The organism is Saccharomonospora sp. NB11, from assembly GCF_015910535.1.
Taxonomy (GTDB): Bacteria; Actinomycetota; Actinomycetes; order Mycobacteriales; family Pseudonocardiaceae; genus Saccharomonospora.
Genome location: NZ_JACBJG010000008.1, coordinates 122,546 through 136,810, shown reverse-complemented (window position 1 = coordinate 136,810; position 14,265 = coordinate 122,546). Strand labels below are relative to the sequence as shown.

Here is a 14,265-nt window from a genome sequence, read left to right as displayed (position 1 = left end):
CGCGCCGGAAGGACGACCGCAGCATGGCCCAGGACACCGGCGAGCCCGAGCCCCCCGCGGCGACGCCGTCGACCGAGGAACCGGACCGCACCGACACCTCCACCTCGGCGGAGGAGCAGGCCCGCGCCTACGACCGCGAGAGTCGCTATCGCACCCGGCTCGGGGCGTGGAAGTGGGTCGTCGCGGTGCTCGGCACCGGGCTGACGCTGTTCCAGCTCTACACCGCGTTGTTCGGCACGTTCAGCTCGGTGATCCAGGGCGCGGTGCACGTCGGCATGGCGTTGAGCCTGGTGTACCTGCTGTACCCGGCGAAGAAGGAGTGGGCGAGCAGGCCGGGCGTGCCGCTGTACGACGTGGTGTTGTGTGCGCTCGCGCTGCTCGCCAACGGCTACGTCGTCGTCGAGTACGAACGGCTCACCACCCAGGCGGTGGTCCTCGGCTTCACCCCGTTCGACGTGGTCGTGGCCACCGCCGCCATCGTGTTGATCCTGGAGGCCACCCGCCGCTGCGTCGGGCTGCCCATCGTGGTGATCGCCCTGGCCGCGCTCGCGTACGGCTACTACGGGCCGGCCATGCCGATCTTCCCCCACCCGGGGTTCAGCTTCGACTCGCTGGTGGCGGAGTCGGTCTACAGCTCGACGTCGGTGTTCGGCACTCCGGTGCAGGTGTCGTCGACGTTCATCTTCCTGTTCCTGTTCTTCGGCGTCGTGCTGGTCAAGACCAACATCGGGCAGTTCTTCAACGACCTCGCGTTCGGTCTCACCGGCCGCTACACCGGTGGCACGGCCAAGGCCGCGGTCGTCGCGAGTGGACTGCAGGGCATGGTGTCGGGCAGCTCGGTGGCCAACACGGTGGCGTCCGGGTCGTTCACCATCCCGATGATGAAGCGCGCGGGATTCCGGCCCCACGTCGCGGGGGCGACGGAGGCCACCGCGTCCACGGGCGGACAGCTCGTGCCGCCGGTGATGGGTGCGGCCGTGTTCATCATGGCCGAGTACACCGGCACCCCCTACAACGAACTGATCCTGTTCGCGATCGTGCCCGCACTGCTGTACTACCTGGGCGTCTTCAGCGGGGTGCACTTCGAGGCGCTGCGCACCGGTGTGCTGGGCTCGCCGAAGGACCAGCTCCCGCAGTTGCGCGGGCTGCTCGGTCGCGCGTATCTGCTCGCCCCGCTCGTGGTGATCATCGGCCTGCTGCTCGCGGGACGTTCCCCGGCCAACGCCGCGCTCTTCGGCATCGTGACGGCCCTGCTGGTGAGCCTCGTGCGCGCCGACACGCGCCTGTCCCCCGCGCGGTTCGCGCAGTTGTTCGAGGCCGGCGCCCGTGCAGCGCTGCCGGTGATCGCGGCGTGCGCGAGCGCGGGCATCATCGCGGGCACGGTCACCCGCACCGGGCTCGGCGGCAAGCTCGCCGGCGGCATCGTCGACCTCGCGGGCGGCAGCTTCTTCCTGATCCTGCTGTTCACGATGGTGGCGTGCCTGGTGCTCGGGATGGGCCTGCCGACCACCGCCAACTACGTGGTCACCGCCACGGTCGCCGCGCCGATCCTCGTACAGCTCGGCGTGCCGCTGGTGGCCGCCCACTTCTTCGTCTTCTTCTTCGGCATCGTCGCCGACATCACGCCGCCGGTGTGTCTGGCCGCCTACGCGGGTGCGGGCATCGCCGGGGCGAACCCGATGCGCACGGGGGTCACCGCTCTCAAGTTCGCGGCCCCGGCGTTCCTGGTTCCCTACGTGTTCGTCCTCGAACCACAACTGCTGCTGCAGGACGCGACGGTCGGCGGGTTCACCGTCACGCTGGTGACCGCCGTGGTGGGCATCGTGGCCGTCGCGGCGGGCCTCGTGGGCTTCGCCCCGGACGACGGCCCGGTCCCGCGCGGTGCCCTGCTCGTGGGCGGGCTGGCCGCCATCTACCCGAACCTGTGGGTGTCGTTGGCCGGTCTCGTCGTGATCGCGGCGGTGTTCGTGACCCGTCGATGGGGCCGTCCGAGGGATGAGAAGGTGGCTGCGGGGGAGGCCGTCACCGGATGAGCGAACCCGAGTCGACATTCGTGCCCCTGACCGCCGACGAGGTCACGACCCTGTTCACGGACGCGGCACACGGCGTGTTCCCCGCCGCCGACTGGTCGGTGCGGGTCGCGCCACAGTGTGGTCCGGCCGCGGCGGTCGTGGCGTTCACCGGGTGCTTCCTCGTCACCGCGCCCGTCGAGCCCGAGTGGTGGGAGTCGGTGCTCGCGGCCCCGGACGTCGACCCGTTGCATCCCACGGTGCTGCTCGCACTCGCCGAGCGCCTCGGCACCACGGTCGGGGAGAACGACGCCGTGCTCGTGGCCCCGCCCGCGTCCGGCATGTCGCTGTCGCCGCGCGTGCGGCTGGTGCCGTTCGACGACGGCCATCCCCGCGTCACCCGGGCCCGGCGGTTCCGTGACGACGTCCGCGCCTGGACCACCGCCGAGGGGGACGGCCTGCTGGTGTTGGGTCGAGGGCTCGCGGGTCGGTGGGAAATGAGCATGGACGTCGTCCCCTGCTCGCGGGCGCGAGGGCTGGGGCGTGCCCTCGCCGCGGCCGCTCGCAGCCACGTGCCGCGAGGGGAGCCGCTGTTCGCCCAGGTCACCCCGGGCAACGCCGCGTCGATGCGCGCGCTGCTCGCCGCGGGCTACCGCCCGATCGGCCAGGAGGTGCTGTTCCCGCTCCGGAACAGCTGACGACGGCTCACCGGGGCAACGGCGGGAATCCCTCCGGCGGCGTGCGGTGGTGCGTGGCCTGCTCGTAGTCGTAGGCGAAGCCCAGCAGCCTCGACTCGGAGAACGGCTCGCCCAACAGCTCGACGCCCACGGGCAGCCCGTCGTCGGTGAATCCGGCGGGGACGGTCACGGCCGGGAAGCCGCTGAACGCGGCGAGGCGGCAGTTGCGGTAGGACTGCTCGACCCCGATCGGCGTGGGCGGCTCGCTGATCGACGGGTACACCAGCGCGTCGAGGTCGTGGTCCCGCAGCAGCGCGGCGAGCAGGCGTTGCAGGCGGTCCCGCTGGCGCAGTACCTCGTCGTACTCCGGGTTGGGCAGCGGCGGACTGTCCACCCAGCCCCGCAAGGTCTCCAGCACGCTGGGGACGACCTCTCCCGAGGCCACGATGTCGGCGAGGGTGAGTCGGTCCTTCGGTGGGGCGAGATGGGCGAGCCGGCGGGGCAGACCACGCGCCGACTCGGCGAGGTAGGCGTCGAGATCATGTTCGAACTCGTGGGCGACGCGGTTGGCCCTGCCCACGGCGTCCATGAGGTCCGCCTGCGGTCCCAGCTCCACCACCTCGGCACCGAGGGCTTCCAGGTCGGCCGTGGCGGCCTGGACGAGCGCGCTGGTCTGCGCGGCACGCCCCTCGGTGTCGACGTAGTCGGTGACCACCCCCAACCGGGCGCCGCGCAACGCTCCCCGGCGCAGCCCGTCGAGGTGGGAGTCGGGCACCCTGCCGCGGGCGGCCTCGGTGACCGGGTCGGCCGGGTCGTAGCCCACCGTGGCGTCGAGCAGCAACGCCGCGTCCGCGACCGAGGTCGTCAGCGGTCCTACGGTGTCCTGGGTTCCCGCCAACGGGGCGACGCCGTCGCGACTCGACAGCCCGAGCGTGGGACGCACGCCGACGAGGTTGGTGTGCGCGGCGGGGATGCGTATCGACCCACAGGTGTCGGTGCCGAGACCCGCCGGGGCGAGCGAAGCGGCGACGGCCGCCGCCGTTCCCCCACTCGAACCACCGGGATGTCGCGTCGGGTCGTAGGGGTTGCGCGTCTGACCGCCCAACGAGGACACGGTGTAGATGCTCATGGCGAACTCGTGCAGATTGGTCTTCGCGAGCACCACGGCGCCCGCCTTCCGCAGCCGGGCCACCTGGGTGGCGTCGTCCGGCGGACGCAGTCCGCGCAGCGCTGCCGACCCGCTCGTGGTGGGCAGGTCGTGCGTGTCGATGTTGTCCTTGAGCACCACGGGAATGCCGTGCAGCGGCCCCCGCACGTGACCGGCCGCGCGTTCGGCGTCGAGCCGGGCAGCCTCGGCCCGCGCCGCCGGATTGACGTGGAGGATCGACCGGAGCCCGGAGTGTCCGGCGCGGTCCCGGTCGTAGGTGTCGATCCGGCGAAGGTAGGCGTCGACGAGCTGCACCGAGGTGACCGCGCCGTCGTCGAGCAGCTCGCGCAGGTCGGTGACGGTCAGTCCGACGACGTCCGGTGGCGGCACGGGATCGGGTGACGCCGCCGTGGCCGGGACGGTGAGCACGGACAGGGCGATCGACACCCCGGAGACGATTGCGAGAGCACCCGCCAGTCTGCGCCGCATCCCGGCCCCCTTCCCGTCACGGTGCTCGTTCAGGGCTACCGGTCGCGCGCGTCGTTGTCCAGACCAATGCCGACGGATACCGCCGTTCGGCCGTTCGGCCGAGCCCAACCGGCCGCTCGGCTGGGCGATCAACTCCGGGTACGCTCCGTCACTGTCGCGCGGTCCGACGCCCGGCCACCGACAATCGACTGTGGTGCGCTGCGGCGAGCGGGCCGACGGACACCACCATCACCGACACGAACGATTCGGACACACACGCCATGCACGCTGAGCACCGTGAGCAATGGGGCTCCCGCGCCGGGTTCCTCATGGCCGCCATCGGCTCCGCCGTCGGCCTGGGCAACATCTGGCGCTTCCCGTACGTCGCCTACCAGAACGGCGGGGGCGCGTTCCTCGTCCCGTATCTCGTCGCGCTGCTGACGGCCGGAATCCCGCTCCTCATCCTGGAGTACACCCTCGGACACAAGTACCGGGCCACGCCGCCGACGGCGTTCCTCCGGCTGTCGCGCCCCGCGCAGGCGATCGGTTGGTGGCAGGTCGTGATCTGCTTCGTGATCGCCGCCTACTACGCGGTCATCGTCGCGTGGTCGATCATGTACACCGGCTTCTCGTTCGACAAGGCGTGGGGGGACGACCCCGAAGCGTTCCTGTTCGCGGACTTCCTCCAGGCCTCGGACGCCCCCACGATCGGCCTGGACTTCGTCGGCAGCATCCTGATTCCGCTCATCGTGGTCTGGGTGATCACGCTGGGAGTGCTGGCCATCGGTGTCCGCGGCGGTATCGAACGCATCAACAAGATCTTCATCCCGCTGCTCGTGGTGCTGTTCGGTGTCCTCGTCATCCGGGCGCTCACGCTGGAGGGCGCCACGGACGGGCTCAACGCGTTCTTCGAACCCGACTGGTCGGCCATCACCGACGGCAGCGTGTGGGTCGCCGCCTACGGGCAGATCTTCTTCTCGCTGTCCATCGGGTTCGGCATCATGATCACCTACTCGTCGTACCTGCGGCGACGCGCGGACCTCAGTGGGTCGGCGATGGTCGCGGGTTTCGCGAACAGCTCCTTCGAGCTGCTGGCCGGCATCGGTGTGTTCGCCACCCTGGGCTTCATGGCCGCCAACGCCGGTGTCCCGGTCAACGAGCTGGCGGCGAGTGGCATCGGGCTCGCGTTCGTGGCGTTCCCGCAGATCATCTCGAACATGCCCGCGGGTGAGCTGTTCGGTGTGCTGTTCTTCGCCTCGCTCACCATCGCTGGTCTGACCTCGCTGATCAGCATCGTGCAGGTGCTCGTCGGCTCGGTGGCCGACCGGACCGGCCTGCGGCGGGTGCCCGCGGTGCTCATCGTCGGCGGGTTGACCGCGCTCGCGTCGATCCTGCTGTTCCCCACCACCGGCGGGGTGCACCTGCTCGACGTCGTCGACCACTTCATCAACCAGTACGGCATCGTCGTCGCGGCGTTCGTGGCGGTCATCGTGATCGCGTGGGTGCTGCGTCAGCTCAAGCCGCTGGCGGACCACGCCAACGCCACGTCGGCGATCCGGTTGGGATTGTGGTGGCGCGTCACACTCGGTGCCGTCACCCCGGTCGTGCTCGGCTGGATGATGTGGGACAGCCTCCAGGCGGAGCTGGCCGAGAACTACGAGGGCTACTCCAGTTCGTTCCTCCTCGGGGCAGGATGGGGTGTGGCGCTGGGCGCGCTCGTGCTCGGTGTGCTGCTCTCGCTGGTGCCGTGGAAGCGCGGCCGCCAGACCGGTGACGAGGTGCAAGAGGAGGTGCAGCGCTGATGACGACGAGTGCCATCGTGATGCTCATCGTCTCCATCGGAACCGTGTGGGGTGGCCTCGTGCTGGCGATCCTGCGCCTGCGGCGGCATCCGGACCGCCCGGAGGACGAACTCTGAGCGACCTCGGTCCCTCTCGGACCCTGGTGACCACGGGGCGGGCATTCCCGGTCGGGAGTGCCCGCCCCGTCGCATGTCCGGCGCCGGGGACGACGCGTTTTCCGCCAGGTCGTTGATCGACTCCGGTCGGTCGTGGCACGGTGACGGTCCCACGGGGAGGTGGCGTGCGATGAGCGGATTCGATCGGCGATCGTTCTTGGCCTGGTTGAGCAGCGGGGTCGTCGCGGCGGCGACCCTCGGTCGTGGTGGGTCGGTCGCCGTGGCCGCCGCGGAACGGGAGGGCGCGACCGACGGGGCGCTCCTGCTTCGTGACGCCACCGTGTGGGACGGCACGGGCGCTCCGGCGCGTCGCCGCACCAGCATCGTCATCAGTGGCGACCGTATTCTCGCGGTGGGGCGGTGGGCTCCCGACGAGGTGCCGGACGTCCCAGGGCTGCGGATCGTCGACTGCGCGGGTCGCTACGTGGTGCCCGGGCTGTGGGACCTGCACACCCATTCCGCCGACGTCACGCCCACGGTTCCGGCCCTGCATCTCGTGCACGGGATCACGGGAGTGCGCGAGATGCGAGGCTCGGAGGCCACCCACGCGGTGCGCCGTCGGATCGAGCGCGGCGATCTCGCCGGGCCGCGCATGGTGGTGGCGAGCATGACACTCGACGGCCCGGACTCCCCCGTCCCCGGCGCGGTGCTGATCGACACCGACGCCGACGCACGGGACGCCGCGCGGGAGGCGAAACGGCAGGGAGCGAACCTGCTCAAGGTGTACTCGTTCCTGCATGGCGACGAGCACGCCGCCATCGCCCGGCACGCCCAGCAGGTGGGACTCCCGTTCGCGGGTCACAGCCCTTCCCTGCTGCCCGTGCAGGAGGTGGTGCGGCGAGGACAGCGCTCCGTCGAGCACAACTACGGCATGCACCTGTCGACAGCGGCCCGCGCGGAGGACCACTTCGCCTACCTCGCCGCGCTGCCCGACGACCCCGACGACCCGCAGTGGTGGGGCACGCGCGCGGCGCTGCTCGAACGCGAGGTGTTCCAGACGTACGACCGGCACCGGGCCGCCGATCTCGCCGGACTCTTCGTCGCACACGACGCGTGGCACGTGCCCACGCTCGCCGTCGAGTCCGCCTACGCGCAGCATCCGAGTCGGTTCCTCGACGACGAGGAGACGCTAGACCTGGCCGAGCGGTGGTTGCCCGCGACGATCCGCCGGCAGTGGGAGGAGACGGTGCGCGCGTGGCCGGAGTGGACCCCGGAGCGCGCGGAGACCGAACTCGCGTATCTGGACGCTCGCCTGGAACTCGTCGGCGACCTGGCCGCTGACGGCGCGCCACTGGGCGCGGGAACGGACAGTGGGGCCGCCTACGTCTTCCCAGGCCTGGCCCTCCACGACGAGCTGGAGCTGCTGGTGCGGGCGGGGTTGTCACCGGCTCGGGCGTTGTTGGCCGCCACACGCGACGCGGCGCACTGTGCCGGAGTCGCCGACAGCGGCACGATCACGGCGGGCGCACGAGCCGACCTGCTGGTGCTCGACGCCGATCCGCTCACCGACATTCGGCACACGCGCGACATCCACGCGGTCATCGCGCGCGGGCGACACTACGGGCCCGCCGAGCGACGTCGGTTGTTCGACGAGATCGAGGCTGCCGCGCGCGACGATCAGGTCGGCGCGACGAGTCCGGCGTCCGCGTGTTGCGCCGTGACTCAGCTCGCCCACGCCGGGGCGACGGAGGCGGGGCGGCCGGCGGCGGAACCGGCGAGGTCGGGAGTGCGCGCCATCCAGCGGAGTCCGCGGCGCACCTCCGCGACCGGGAACGCGGGCGGCTCCGAGCGGCCCGGCGCGTCACCGCGCAGCAGCGCGGCGGTGTAGCTCGCGACGACCTCGGGCTTGGGCAGCGGATCGCCGCCGACGTAGCTGACGACGATGAGGTCCTCGCCGCAGCCGGTCTCCAACGCACCGGCCCAGCCGCGTTCCTCGTCCCACAGCAGGGCGACGTCGCGGTTCGGGTGTCCGGGAAGATGGCCGTCCACCGCGAGGTAGAGGCTCAGCGGCTCCGACTGCACGTACGAGGAGTCACCGGTGAGTCCCAGGGTCTCGACGACGTTGCGAACGTAGTTCTGCAGTCCCCGTTCGACGGGATCGGCTGCGGATCCCAGTTCCCATTCCATGGACGCTCCGAAAACACACACGTGGTACCGCCCGGCGGTCTCTCCGGGCCACGATCCGGATACCCCGAGCGGTGGTCACCCAAACGTGGCTGCCGGACGCGGTCCGCAGCCGTCAACTGCAGTGCCGTGCTGGTCACGTCCTGGGCCGTCCCCCGCTCGCGCGCCCTACCGTGAAGCGCGATTCGGGGCCCGCCTGGCCCCCTCGTCAGCCCTTGTGTCATCTTGTACGGACAAGCGATACGTACAAGTCGGCGCCCCGGTGCCGCACTGCCGACAAGGAGGCCGGCATGAGCAGTACGGAGACCTCGCGAGTCCCACTGTTCGCCACGATGCAACGCATTCCCGGTGGGCTCATGCTGATCCCGCTGGTGCTGGGCACGCTCGTCGCGACACTGGCGCCGGGTGCGCTGGAGATCGGCAGCTTCACGACCGGTCTGTTCAAGGACAGCGCCACCCCGCTCATCGCACTGTTGATCTTCGCCACCGGCATGCAGGTCTCGGCACGGTCGAGCGGCCCCGTCCTCGCTCACGCAGGCACCGTGTTGCTGACCAAGAGCCTCATCCCGGCGGGTCTGGTGGTCCTGCTCGGCGTGTTCGTCGGGGTGGACGGCATCCTCGGAATCTCGCTGCTCGGGCTGCTCGCCTGCGTCGACAACAGCAACGGCGGGTTGTGGCTGGCCTTCGCGGGCCAGTACGGCGACGAACGCGACCGCGGCGCCTACATGGCCAGCGCCGTCAACGACGGACCGTTTTTGACGATGCTCTTCCTCGGCGCCTCGGGCTTCGGCGACATCCCGGTGACCGACCTGATCGCCGCCATCGTGCCGTTCCTGCTCGGCGTGATCATCGGCAACATCGACGCGGAATGGCGTCGCGTGATGGACCCGGTGCCCCACATCGTCATCCCGTTCTTCGCGTTCGCGCTGGGCACGGGCATCGACCTCGGTGACGTCGTCACCGGCGGTCTGACGGGCATCCTCGTCGGCGTCGTCGTCGCGCCGTTCACCGGCTTCCTCGTCTACCTCGGCTACCGCTTCCTCCTGCGCCGCGGCAAGCAGTCGGGCATCGGGTTCGCCGCGGGCACGACGGCGGGCAACGCGATCGCCACCCCCGCCATCGTCGCGGCGGCCGACCCGAAGTTCGCCGAGTACGTGGGAACGGCGACCGCGCAGGTGGCGTCGTCGGTGCTCGTGACCGCGATCCTCGCTCCCCTCATCGCCTCGTTCGTGCTCAAGCGCGCCGGGGCTCTGAAGACCCAGCCCACGCCCCAGGTGGAGCCGTCATGACTCCGCGCGTGGCGGTGATCGCCGACGACCTCACGGGCGCGGGCGACACGGCACTGCAGTTCGCCGAGGCGGGCTGGACGGCCGAGCTGCTGCTGCATGCCGGGGCGAGCACGGCGGAGGTGGTCGCGGTGACCACCGACTCCCGCGCCCTCGCCCCGGCCGAGGCGGCGACGCGGGTTCGCGACACCACCGCCGGTCTGCTCGACGCCGGAGTCCCCCGCCTCTACAAGAAGATCGACTCCACGCTGCGGGGTCCGGTGCGCGCGGAGATCGACGCGGTGCTCGACACGCTCGGACCCGACGTGACGGCCGTGGTGTGCCCCGCGTTCCCCGCCGTGGGCCGCACGCTCGTGGACGGCACCCTGCTCGTCGACGGCACGCCCGTCGCCGACACCTCGGTGGGCCGCGACCCCGTGACGCCGGTGACGTGCAGCCACGTGCCGACCCTGCTCGACGCTCCGTCGGTGCGGCTCGACCCGGACCTCGGGCCGGAGGACTGGGCGCGCGCGGCCCGGGCCGCCGGGCGCGTCGTGGTGGTCGACGCCGCCGACGATGCCGACCTCGACCGCGTCGCCGCGTTGACGGCGGCCCTCGGCGACCGCGCGGTGGCGGTGGGGTCGGCGGGACTGGCCGCGCCCCTCGCCCGGCGGTGGCGGCAGCCCGCGCCGTCGGGGACGGCGCTGGTCGTCGTCACCACACTGCACTCGGCGACCGCCGAACAGGCCCACCGGCTGAGCGCGTCCGGGGTGCCGACGGTGGCTCCGACCCCACAGCAGGTGCTCGACGACGACGCGTGGGCGGAGTTCACCGCGACCGCCCTCGCCGAGGCGGCCCGCCGCCCCGAGGTGTTGTTGCTGCAAGCCCCCGAACGCGGGGACGGCGACCTCGCGGCCGACGTGGTCGCCGCCCGACTCGGGAAGCTCGCCGCGCGACTCGTGCACGAGACCGACGTGACGGGGCTGGTCGCCACCGGCGGCGACGGCGCCCGCGCCGTGCTCGCCGCACTCGGCGGCAACGGCATCCGGGTGACCGGACAGGTGGCCCCCGGCGTGCCCCTGGGCACGGTGGTGGGCGGGCCGAACGCAGGGCTGCCCGTGGCCACGAAGGCGGGCGGATTCGGCGGACCCGACGTGTTGACACAGGCCGCGCAGGCGGTCCGACAAGCACATGACGACTCGAGGAGTGATCGGTGAACGACCAGCAGCTACCCACACTCGCCCTGACCCTGGGCGACGTCGCCGGGATCGGACCGGAGATCACCGTCCGGACGCTGCTCGACCACCCCGACCTGCGCGCGGTCTGCAAGCCCGTCGTGGTCGGCGACGCCGCCTCGCTGCGCAAGGCCGCCGAGGTGCTCGGCAGGGACCCCGGCTGCATCCGCGTGGTCGATTCGCCGGAGGACGCCACGGGTGACGCGGCGCTCGTCGAGGTGATCCAGGACGGCCCCGAGCTGGGCGACGTCCCGTACGGCGAACTCGACCCGCGCGCGGGCGACGCCGCCGCCCGGTTCGTCATGACCGCCTGCGCTCTCGCCCGCGAGGGCCGGGTCTCCGGAATCGTCACCGCGCCGCTGAACAAGGCGGCCATGCACGCGGGCGGCCACAACTGGCCCGGCCACACGGAGCTGCTGGCCCACGAGTTCGGCGTGAAAAACTTCAGCCTCGTGCTCTCGGCGGGCGAGCTGTACTTCTTCCACCTGACCACGCACGTCTCGCTGCGGGACGCGATCGAGGGCGTCACCCCGGAACGCACCGACAGCGTGTTGCGGCTGGTCGGGTCGTTCGCGCGGGCACTGGGGCGGCCGGACGAGGCGATCGGGCTCGCGGGCCTCAACCCGCACGCCGGGGAGAACCGGCTGTTCGGCGACGAGGACGCCGACGTGCTCGCCCCCGCCGTGGAACGCGCGCGGGCCGCGGGCATCAACGCGGTGGGACCGCTGCCCGCCGACGCGCTGATCCCGGCCGCGGTGAAGGGCAAGTGGAAGTTCGTGGTCGTCTGCTACCACGACCAGGGCCACGCGCCGTTCAAGGCCGTCTACGGCGACGACGGTGTCAACATCACGGTCGGACTCCCGGTCGTGCGGGTGTCGGTGGACCACGGCACGGCGTTCGACATCGCGGGCAAGGGCATCGCCCGCGAGGCGAGTCTCGTGCTCGCCACCCGCAGAGCCGCCGAACTGGCGCCCGCGTGGCACGAGGTGTGGGAGACCGCCCGCGCCGGTGAGGTCTCGTAGACTCCGGCCATGCTCGACCGGACGGACGGCCGACCGCTCCACCAACAGGTGGCGGAGTCGTTGCGCCAGGAGATCGTGGGGCACGACCTTCCGCCCGGCTCCACGTTGCCCAGTGAGGCGGAGCTGTGCGCCCGCTTCGGGGTGGGTCGCAGTGTCGTTCGCCAGGCCGTCGCCGGACTCGCCGCCGACGGCCTGGTGATCCGGCGGCAGGGCAGGCCGACCGTGGTCGCCGCACCCACCGAGTACCGGAGGCTGGTGCAGCGGGCCACCGGCCTGTTCGACCAGTTCGCCAGACGCGGGCACGACATCAGGACGACCGTCGTCGGCCTGACGAAGGCGGCACCACCCGCCCCGGCCAAGGCGTCGCTGGGCACCTCGTCGTGTCTGAAGCTCGAACGCGTCCGACTGCTCGACGCCGAACCGCTCTCCTACGTACGGACGTGGTTGCCCGCCTCGCGGGTGCCGGGGCTGCACGCCGACGACCTCGTGGACGCCTCGCTGCACCGTCTGCTCTCCCACCGGTACGGGTTGCGCCCGGTGAGCGGGCAACGGCAGGTCCGCGCCGTGGCGGCGGACGAGCGCCTGGCGACGGCCCTGGAGGTCGAGGTCGGCACGCCGCTGCTGCTGCTCGAAGGCGAGACGGCCGACCAACACGGGCGGCCGCTGGAGTGGTTCTCCGCCTGGCACCGCGCCGATCGCGTGGTGTTCGACATCGACGTGTCCGAGACCGCCGAGACACTGACGCTCGACACCCCGCGCGAGAGCACGGAGACAGTTGAGACACCGGGGACACCGGCGTCCCGACCCGAACCCCGGGACCTGGCGCGGGCCCGTGAACTCGTCGAGGAACTCCGGACGCTACTCGGCTGAGCCGACGACCGGGGCCGTCCGGCCCGTCCGCTCGTCGCGGAGACCACACCGCTCGACCCGCACGACGATCCGTTGATCGTGGATCACTTGTGACAGTGATCACCGGCCTGCTGGCATGGCGAAACCCGGCATGTCAGTGATCGGCCGGACACGAAAGGATCCTTCCATGATGCGAACGCGATCACGGATCGCGGCTGGTCTGGTAAGTGCTCTCCTTCCCCTCACACTGATCGCCACTCCCTCCGCCCAGGCGGACCCGCTCGCCCACGGTTGGGTCGGCAGCTGGCACGCGGCGATGACCCAGCCGAACACCAGCGGCCCCTCCGCCGAGGGCTTCACGGACACGACACTGCGCCAGGTGGCCCACCTGTCCGTGGGCGGTGACACGGTGCGCGTGCGACTCAGCAACGCCTACTCCGACGAGCCGCTCGTCGTCGGCGCGGCGACGGTGGCCCCTCGTGACGACGACCGCGCGGGAACCCCGGACGTCGACGCCGACCTGCTGCGGCCGGTGACCTTCGGCGGCAGGTCCTCCGTGACCATTCCCGCGGGCGCGGACTGGGTGTCCGACCCCGTGGAGCTGACCGTGCCCGACAACTCCGATCTGGTCGTCAACCTCTATTTGCCCGGCCCGACCGGCCCGGCGACGTACCACGGCATGGGGTTCGCGACGTCGTTCTCGGCCTCCGGTGACGCGACCACCGACTCCGGCGCCGCGTTCACGCGACTCGACACCTCGCGCTACTTCCTCACCGGTGTCGACGTCACCACCCGGGCGCGCGGGTCCGTGGTGTTCTTCGGCGACTCCATCACCGACGGCGCCGAATCCACAGTGGATGCCAACCTCCGTTACCCGGACCAGGTCGCCGACCGGCTGCTCGCGCGGGGACCGCATCGGTGCGGTGTGCTCAACGCCGGTATCAGCGGCAATCGCCTGTTGACCGACGCCGGCACGTACGGCGAGTCCGCCCTGGCTCGCTTCGATCGGGACGTGCTCAGCAGGCCGGGAGTCCACACCGTCGTGCTGTTGGAGGGCATCAACGACATCGGCAACAGCGGCGATGAGCTGGAAGCCGAGGACCTCATCGCCGTCTACCGGCAGTTCATCGCCCGAGCTCACGACGCGGGCCTGCGGGTCGTCGGGGCGACGCTCACCCCGTTCGAGGGCGCGGGTTACTACACCGAGGCCGGGGAGGGCGCCCGGCAGGCGGTCAACGAATGGATCAGGACGTCGGGCGAGTTCGACGCGGTCGTCGACTTCGACGTCGTCGTGCGCGATCCCGAGCACCCGAGCCGCTTCCTGCCCGACTACGACGTCGGTGACCACCTGCACCCGAACGACGCGGGCTTCACCGCAATGGCCGCTGCCGTCGACCTGAAGACCATCTGCTGACACCCCAATTCCACCAGAGGGGACCGCTGGAACCCTAACCATCGAGCGCTCGGCGCACGTGGGCGAAAGCGGTCCCTTCGCGTCAGTCGTTCTGGTGA

The 14,265-nt window shown here is 71.4% G+C and carries 11 protein-coding genes and 1 pseudogene; 10 read left to right on the top strand and 2 right to left on the bottom strand.

From position 1 onward, the window contains the following. Positions 1 to 23: 23 nt before the first annotated feature. Both JAV51_RS13990 and JAV51_RS13985 read left to right on the top strand, forming a co-directional pair. On the top strand, positions 24 to 2,033 hold the full coding sequence (locus JAV51_RS13990; RefSeq protein WP_197321149.1) for a TRAP transporter permease: 2,010 nt from the start codon (positions 24 to 26) through the stop codon (positions 2,031 to 2,033). Further along, positions 2,030 to 2,707, top strand: a complete 678-nt coding sequence (locus tag JAV51_RS13985) for an N-acetyltransferase (RefSeq protein WP_197321148.1) — start codon at positions 2,030 to 2,032, stop codon at positions 2,705 to 2,707. The genes JAV51_RS13990 and JAV51_RS13985 overlap by 4 nt, the downstream gene beginning before the upstream one ends. A gap of 7 nt (positions 2,708 to 2,714) precedes the next feature. On the opposite strand, the gene JAV51_RS13980 is transcribed toward JAV51_RS13985, so the two are convergent. Then, the gene (locus JAV51_RS13980) at positions 2,715 to 4,322 is read right to left on the bottom strand and encodes an amidase (protein WP_197321147.1); all 1,608 of its coding nucleotides are present in this window, start codon (positions 4,320 to 4,322) and stop codon (positions 2,715 to 2,717) included. 260 nt (positions 4,323 to 4,582) lie between these two features. Here JAV51_RS13980 and JAV51_RS13975 point away from each other — a divergent pair, with 260 nt between their 5' ends. From JAV51_RS13975 to JAV51_RS20475, 3 genes and pseudogenes are all read left to right on the top strand, one after another. Continuing rightward, a complete protein-coding gene (locus JAV51_RS13975) occupies positions 4,583 to 6,103 on the top strand; it encodes a sodium-dependent transporter (protein ID WP_197321146.1) in 1,521 nt (506 codons plus the stop codon). After that, positions 6,103 to 6,219, top strand: coding sequence for a methionine/alanine import family NSS transporter small subunit (locus JAV51_RS13970; protein ID WP_197321145.1), 117 nt, complete (start codon positions 6,103 to 6,105; stop codon positions 6,217 to 6,219). The genes JAV51_RS13975 and JAV51_RS13970 overlap by 1 nt, the downstream gene beginning before the upstream one ends. Before the next feature lie 73 nt (positions 6,220 to 6,292). Further along, positions 6,293 to 7,798 (top strand): annotated as a pseudogene (locus JAV51_RS20475) (amidohydrolase family protein); the annotation flags it as partial. A 122-nt stretch (positions 7,799 to 7,920) separates the two neighbouring features. On the opposite strand, the gene JAV51_RS13960 reads toward JAV51_RS20475, so the two are convergent. After that, positions 7,921 to 8,385 (bottom strand): DUF6292 family protein, encoded by a 465-nt coding sequence (locus tag JAV51_RS13960; protein ID WP_197321144.1) that lies wholly within the window; start codon positions 8,383 to 8,385, stop codon positions 7,921 to 7,923. 287 nt (positions 8,386 to 8,672) lie between these two features. On the opposite strand from JAV51_RS13960, the gene JAV51_RS13955 reads away from it, so the two are divergent. The 5 genes from JAV51_RS13955 to JAV51_RS13935 all read left to right on the top strand — a co-directional run bounded on the left by JAV51_RS13955 (position 8,673) and on the right by JAV51_RS13935 (position 14,167). Further along, complete coding sequence (locus tag JAV51_RS13955) at positions 8,673 to 9,671, top strand: 2-keto-3-deoxygluconate permease (RefSeq protein ID WP_197321143.1); 999 nt, start codon at positions 8,673 to 8,675, stop codon at positions 9,669 to 9,671. Further along, complete coding sequence (locus JAV51_RS13950; RefSeq protein ID WP_197321142.1) at positions 9,668 to 10,864, top strand: four-carbon acid sugar kinase family protein; 1,197 nt, start codon at positions 9,668 to 9,670, stop codon at positions 10,862 to 10,864. The genes JAV51_RS13955 and JAV51_RS13950 overlap by 4 nt, the downstream gene beginning before the upstream one ends. Continuing rightward, a complete protein-coding gene (gene pdxA / locus JAV51_RS13945; RefSeq protein ID WP_197321141.1) occupies positions 10,861 to 11,904 on the top strand; it encodes a 4-hydroxythreonine-4-phosphate dehydrogenase PdxA in 1,044 nt (347 codons plus the stop codon). The genes JAV51_RS13950 and pdxA overlap by 4 nt, the downstream gene beginning before the upstream one ends. Before the next feature lie 9 nt (positions 11,905 to 11,913). Further along, positions 11,914 to 12,774 carry a GntR family transcriptional regulator gene (locus tag JAV51_RS13940; RefSeq protein WP_197321140.1) on the top strand — a complete coding sequence of 287 codons (861 nt, stop codon included), beginning with the start codon at positions 11,914 to 11,916 and terminating at the stop codon, positions 12,772 to 12,774. A 166-nt stretch (positions 12,775 to 12,940) separates the two neighbouring features. Further along, complete coding sequence (locus JAV51_RS13935; protein WP_197321139.1) at positions 12,941 to 14,167, top strand: SGNH/GDSL hydrolase family protein; 1,227 nt, start codon at positions 12,941 to 12,943, stop codon at positions 14,165 to 14,167. The last annotated feature ends 98 nt before the right edge of the window (positions 14,168 to 14,265 follow it).

Coding starts and splice junctions, on each gene's coding strand:
- JAV51_RS13955 (WP_197321143.1), top strand. CDS start 8,673: ATGAGCAGTACGGAGACCTCGCGAGTCCCACTGTTCGCCACGATGCAA.
- JAV51_RS13975 (WP_197321146.1), top strand. CDS start 4,583: ATGCACGCTGAGCACCGTGAGCAATGGGGCTCCCGCGCCGGGTTCCTC.
- JAV51_RS13980 (WP_197321147.1), bottom strand. CDS start 4,322: ATGCGGCGCAGACTGGCGGGTGCTCTCGCAATCGTCTCCGGGGTGTCG.
- JAV51_RS13935 (WP_197321139.1), top strand. CDS start 12,941: ATGATGCGAACGCGATCACGGATCGCGGCTGGTCTGGTAAGTGCTCTC.
- JAV51_RS13950 (WP_197321142.1), top strand. CDS start 9,668: ATGACTCCGCGCGTGGCGGTGATCGCCGACGACCTCACGGGCGCGGGC.
- JAV51_RS13970 (WP_197321145.1), top strand. CDS start 6,103: ATGACGACGAGTGCCATCGTGATGCTCATCGTCTCCATCGGAACCGTG.
- JAV51_RS13985 (WP_197321148.1), top strand. CDS start 2,030: ATGAGCGAACCCGAGTCGACATTCGTGCCCCTGACCGCCGACGAGGTC.
- JAV51_RS13990 (WP_197321149.1), top strand. CDS start 24: ATGGCCCAGGACACCGGCGAGCCCGAGCCCCCCGCGGCGACGCCGTCG.
- JAV51_RS13940 (WP_197321140.1), top strand. CDS start 11,914: ATGCTCGACCGGACGGACGGCCGACCGCTCCACCAACAGGTGGCGGAG.
- JAV51_RS13960 (WP_197321144.1), bottom strand. CDS start 8,385: ATGGAATGGGAACTGGGATCCGCAGCCGATCCCGTCGAACGGGGACTG.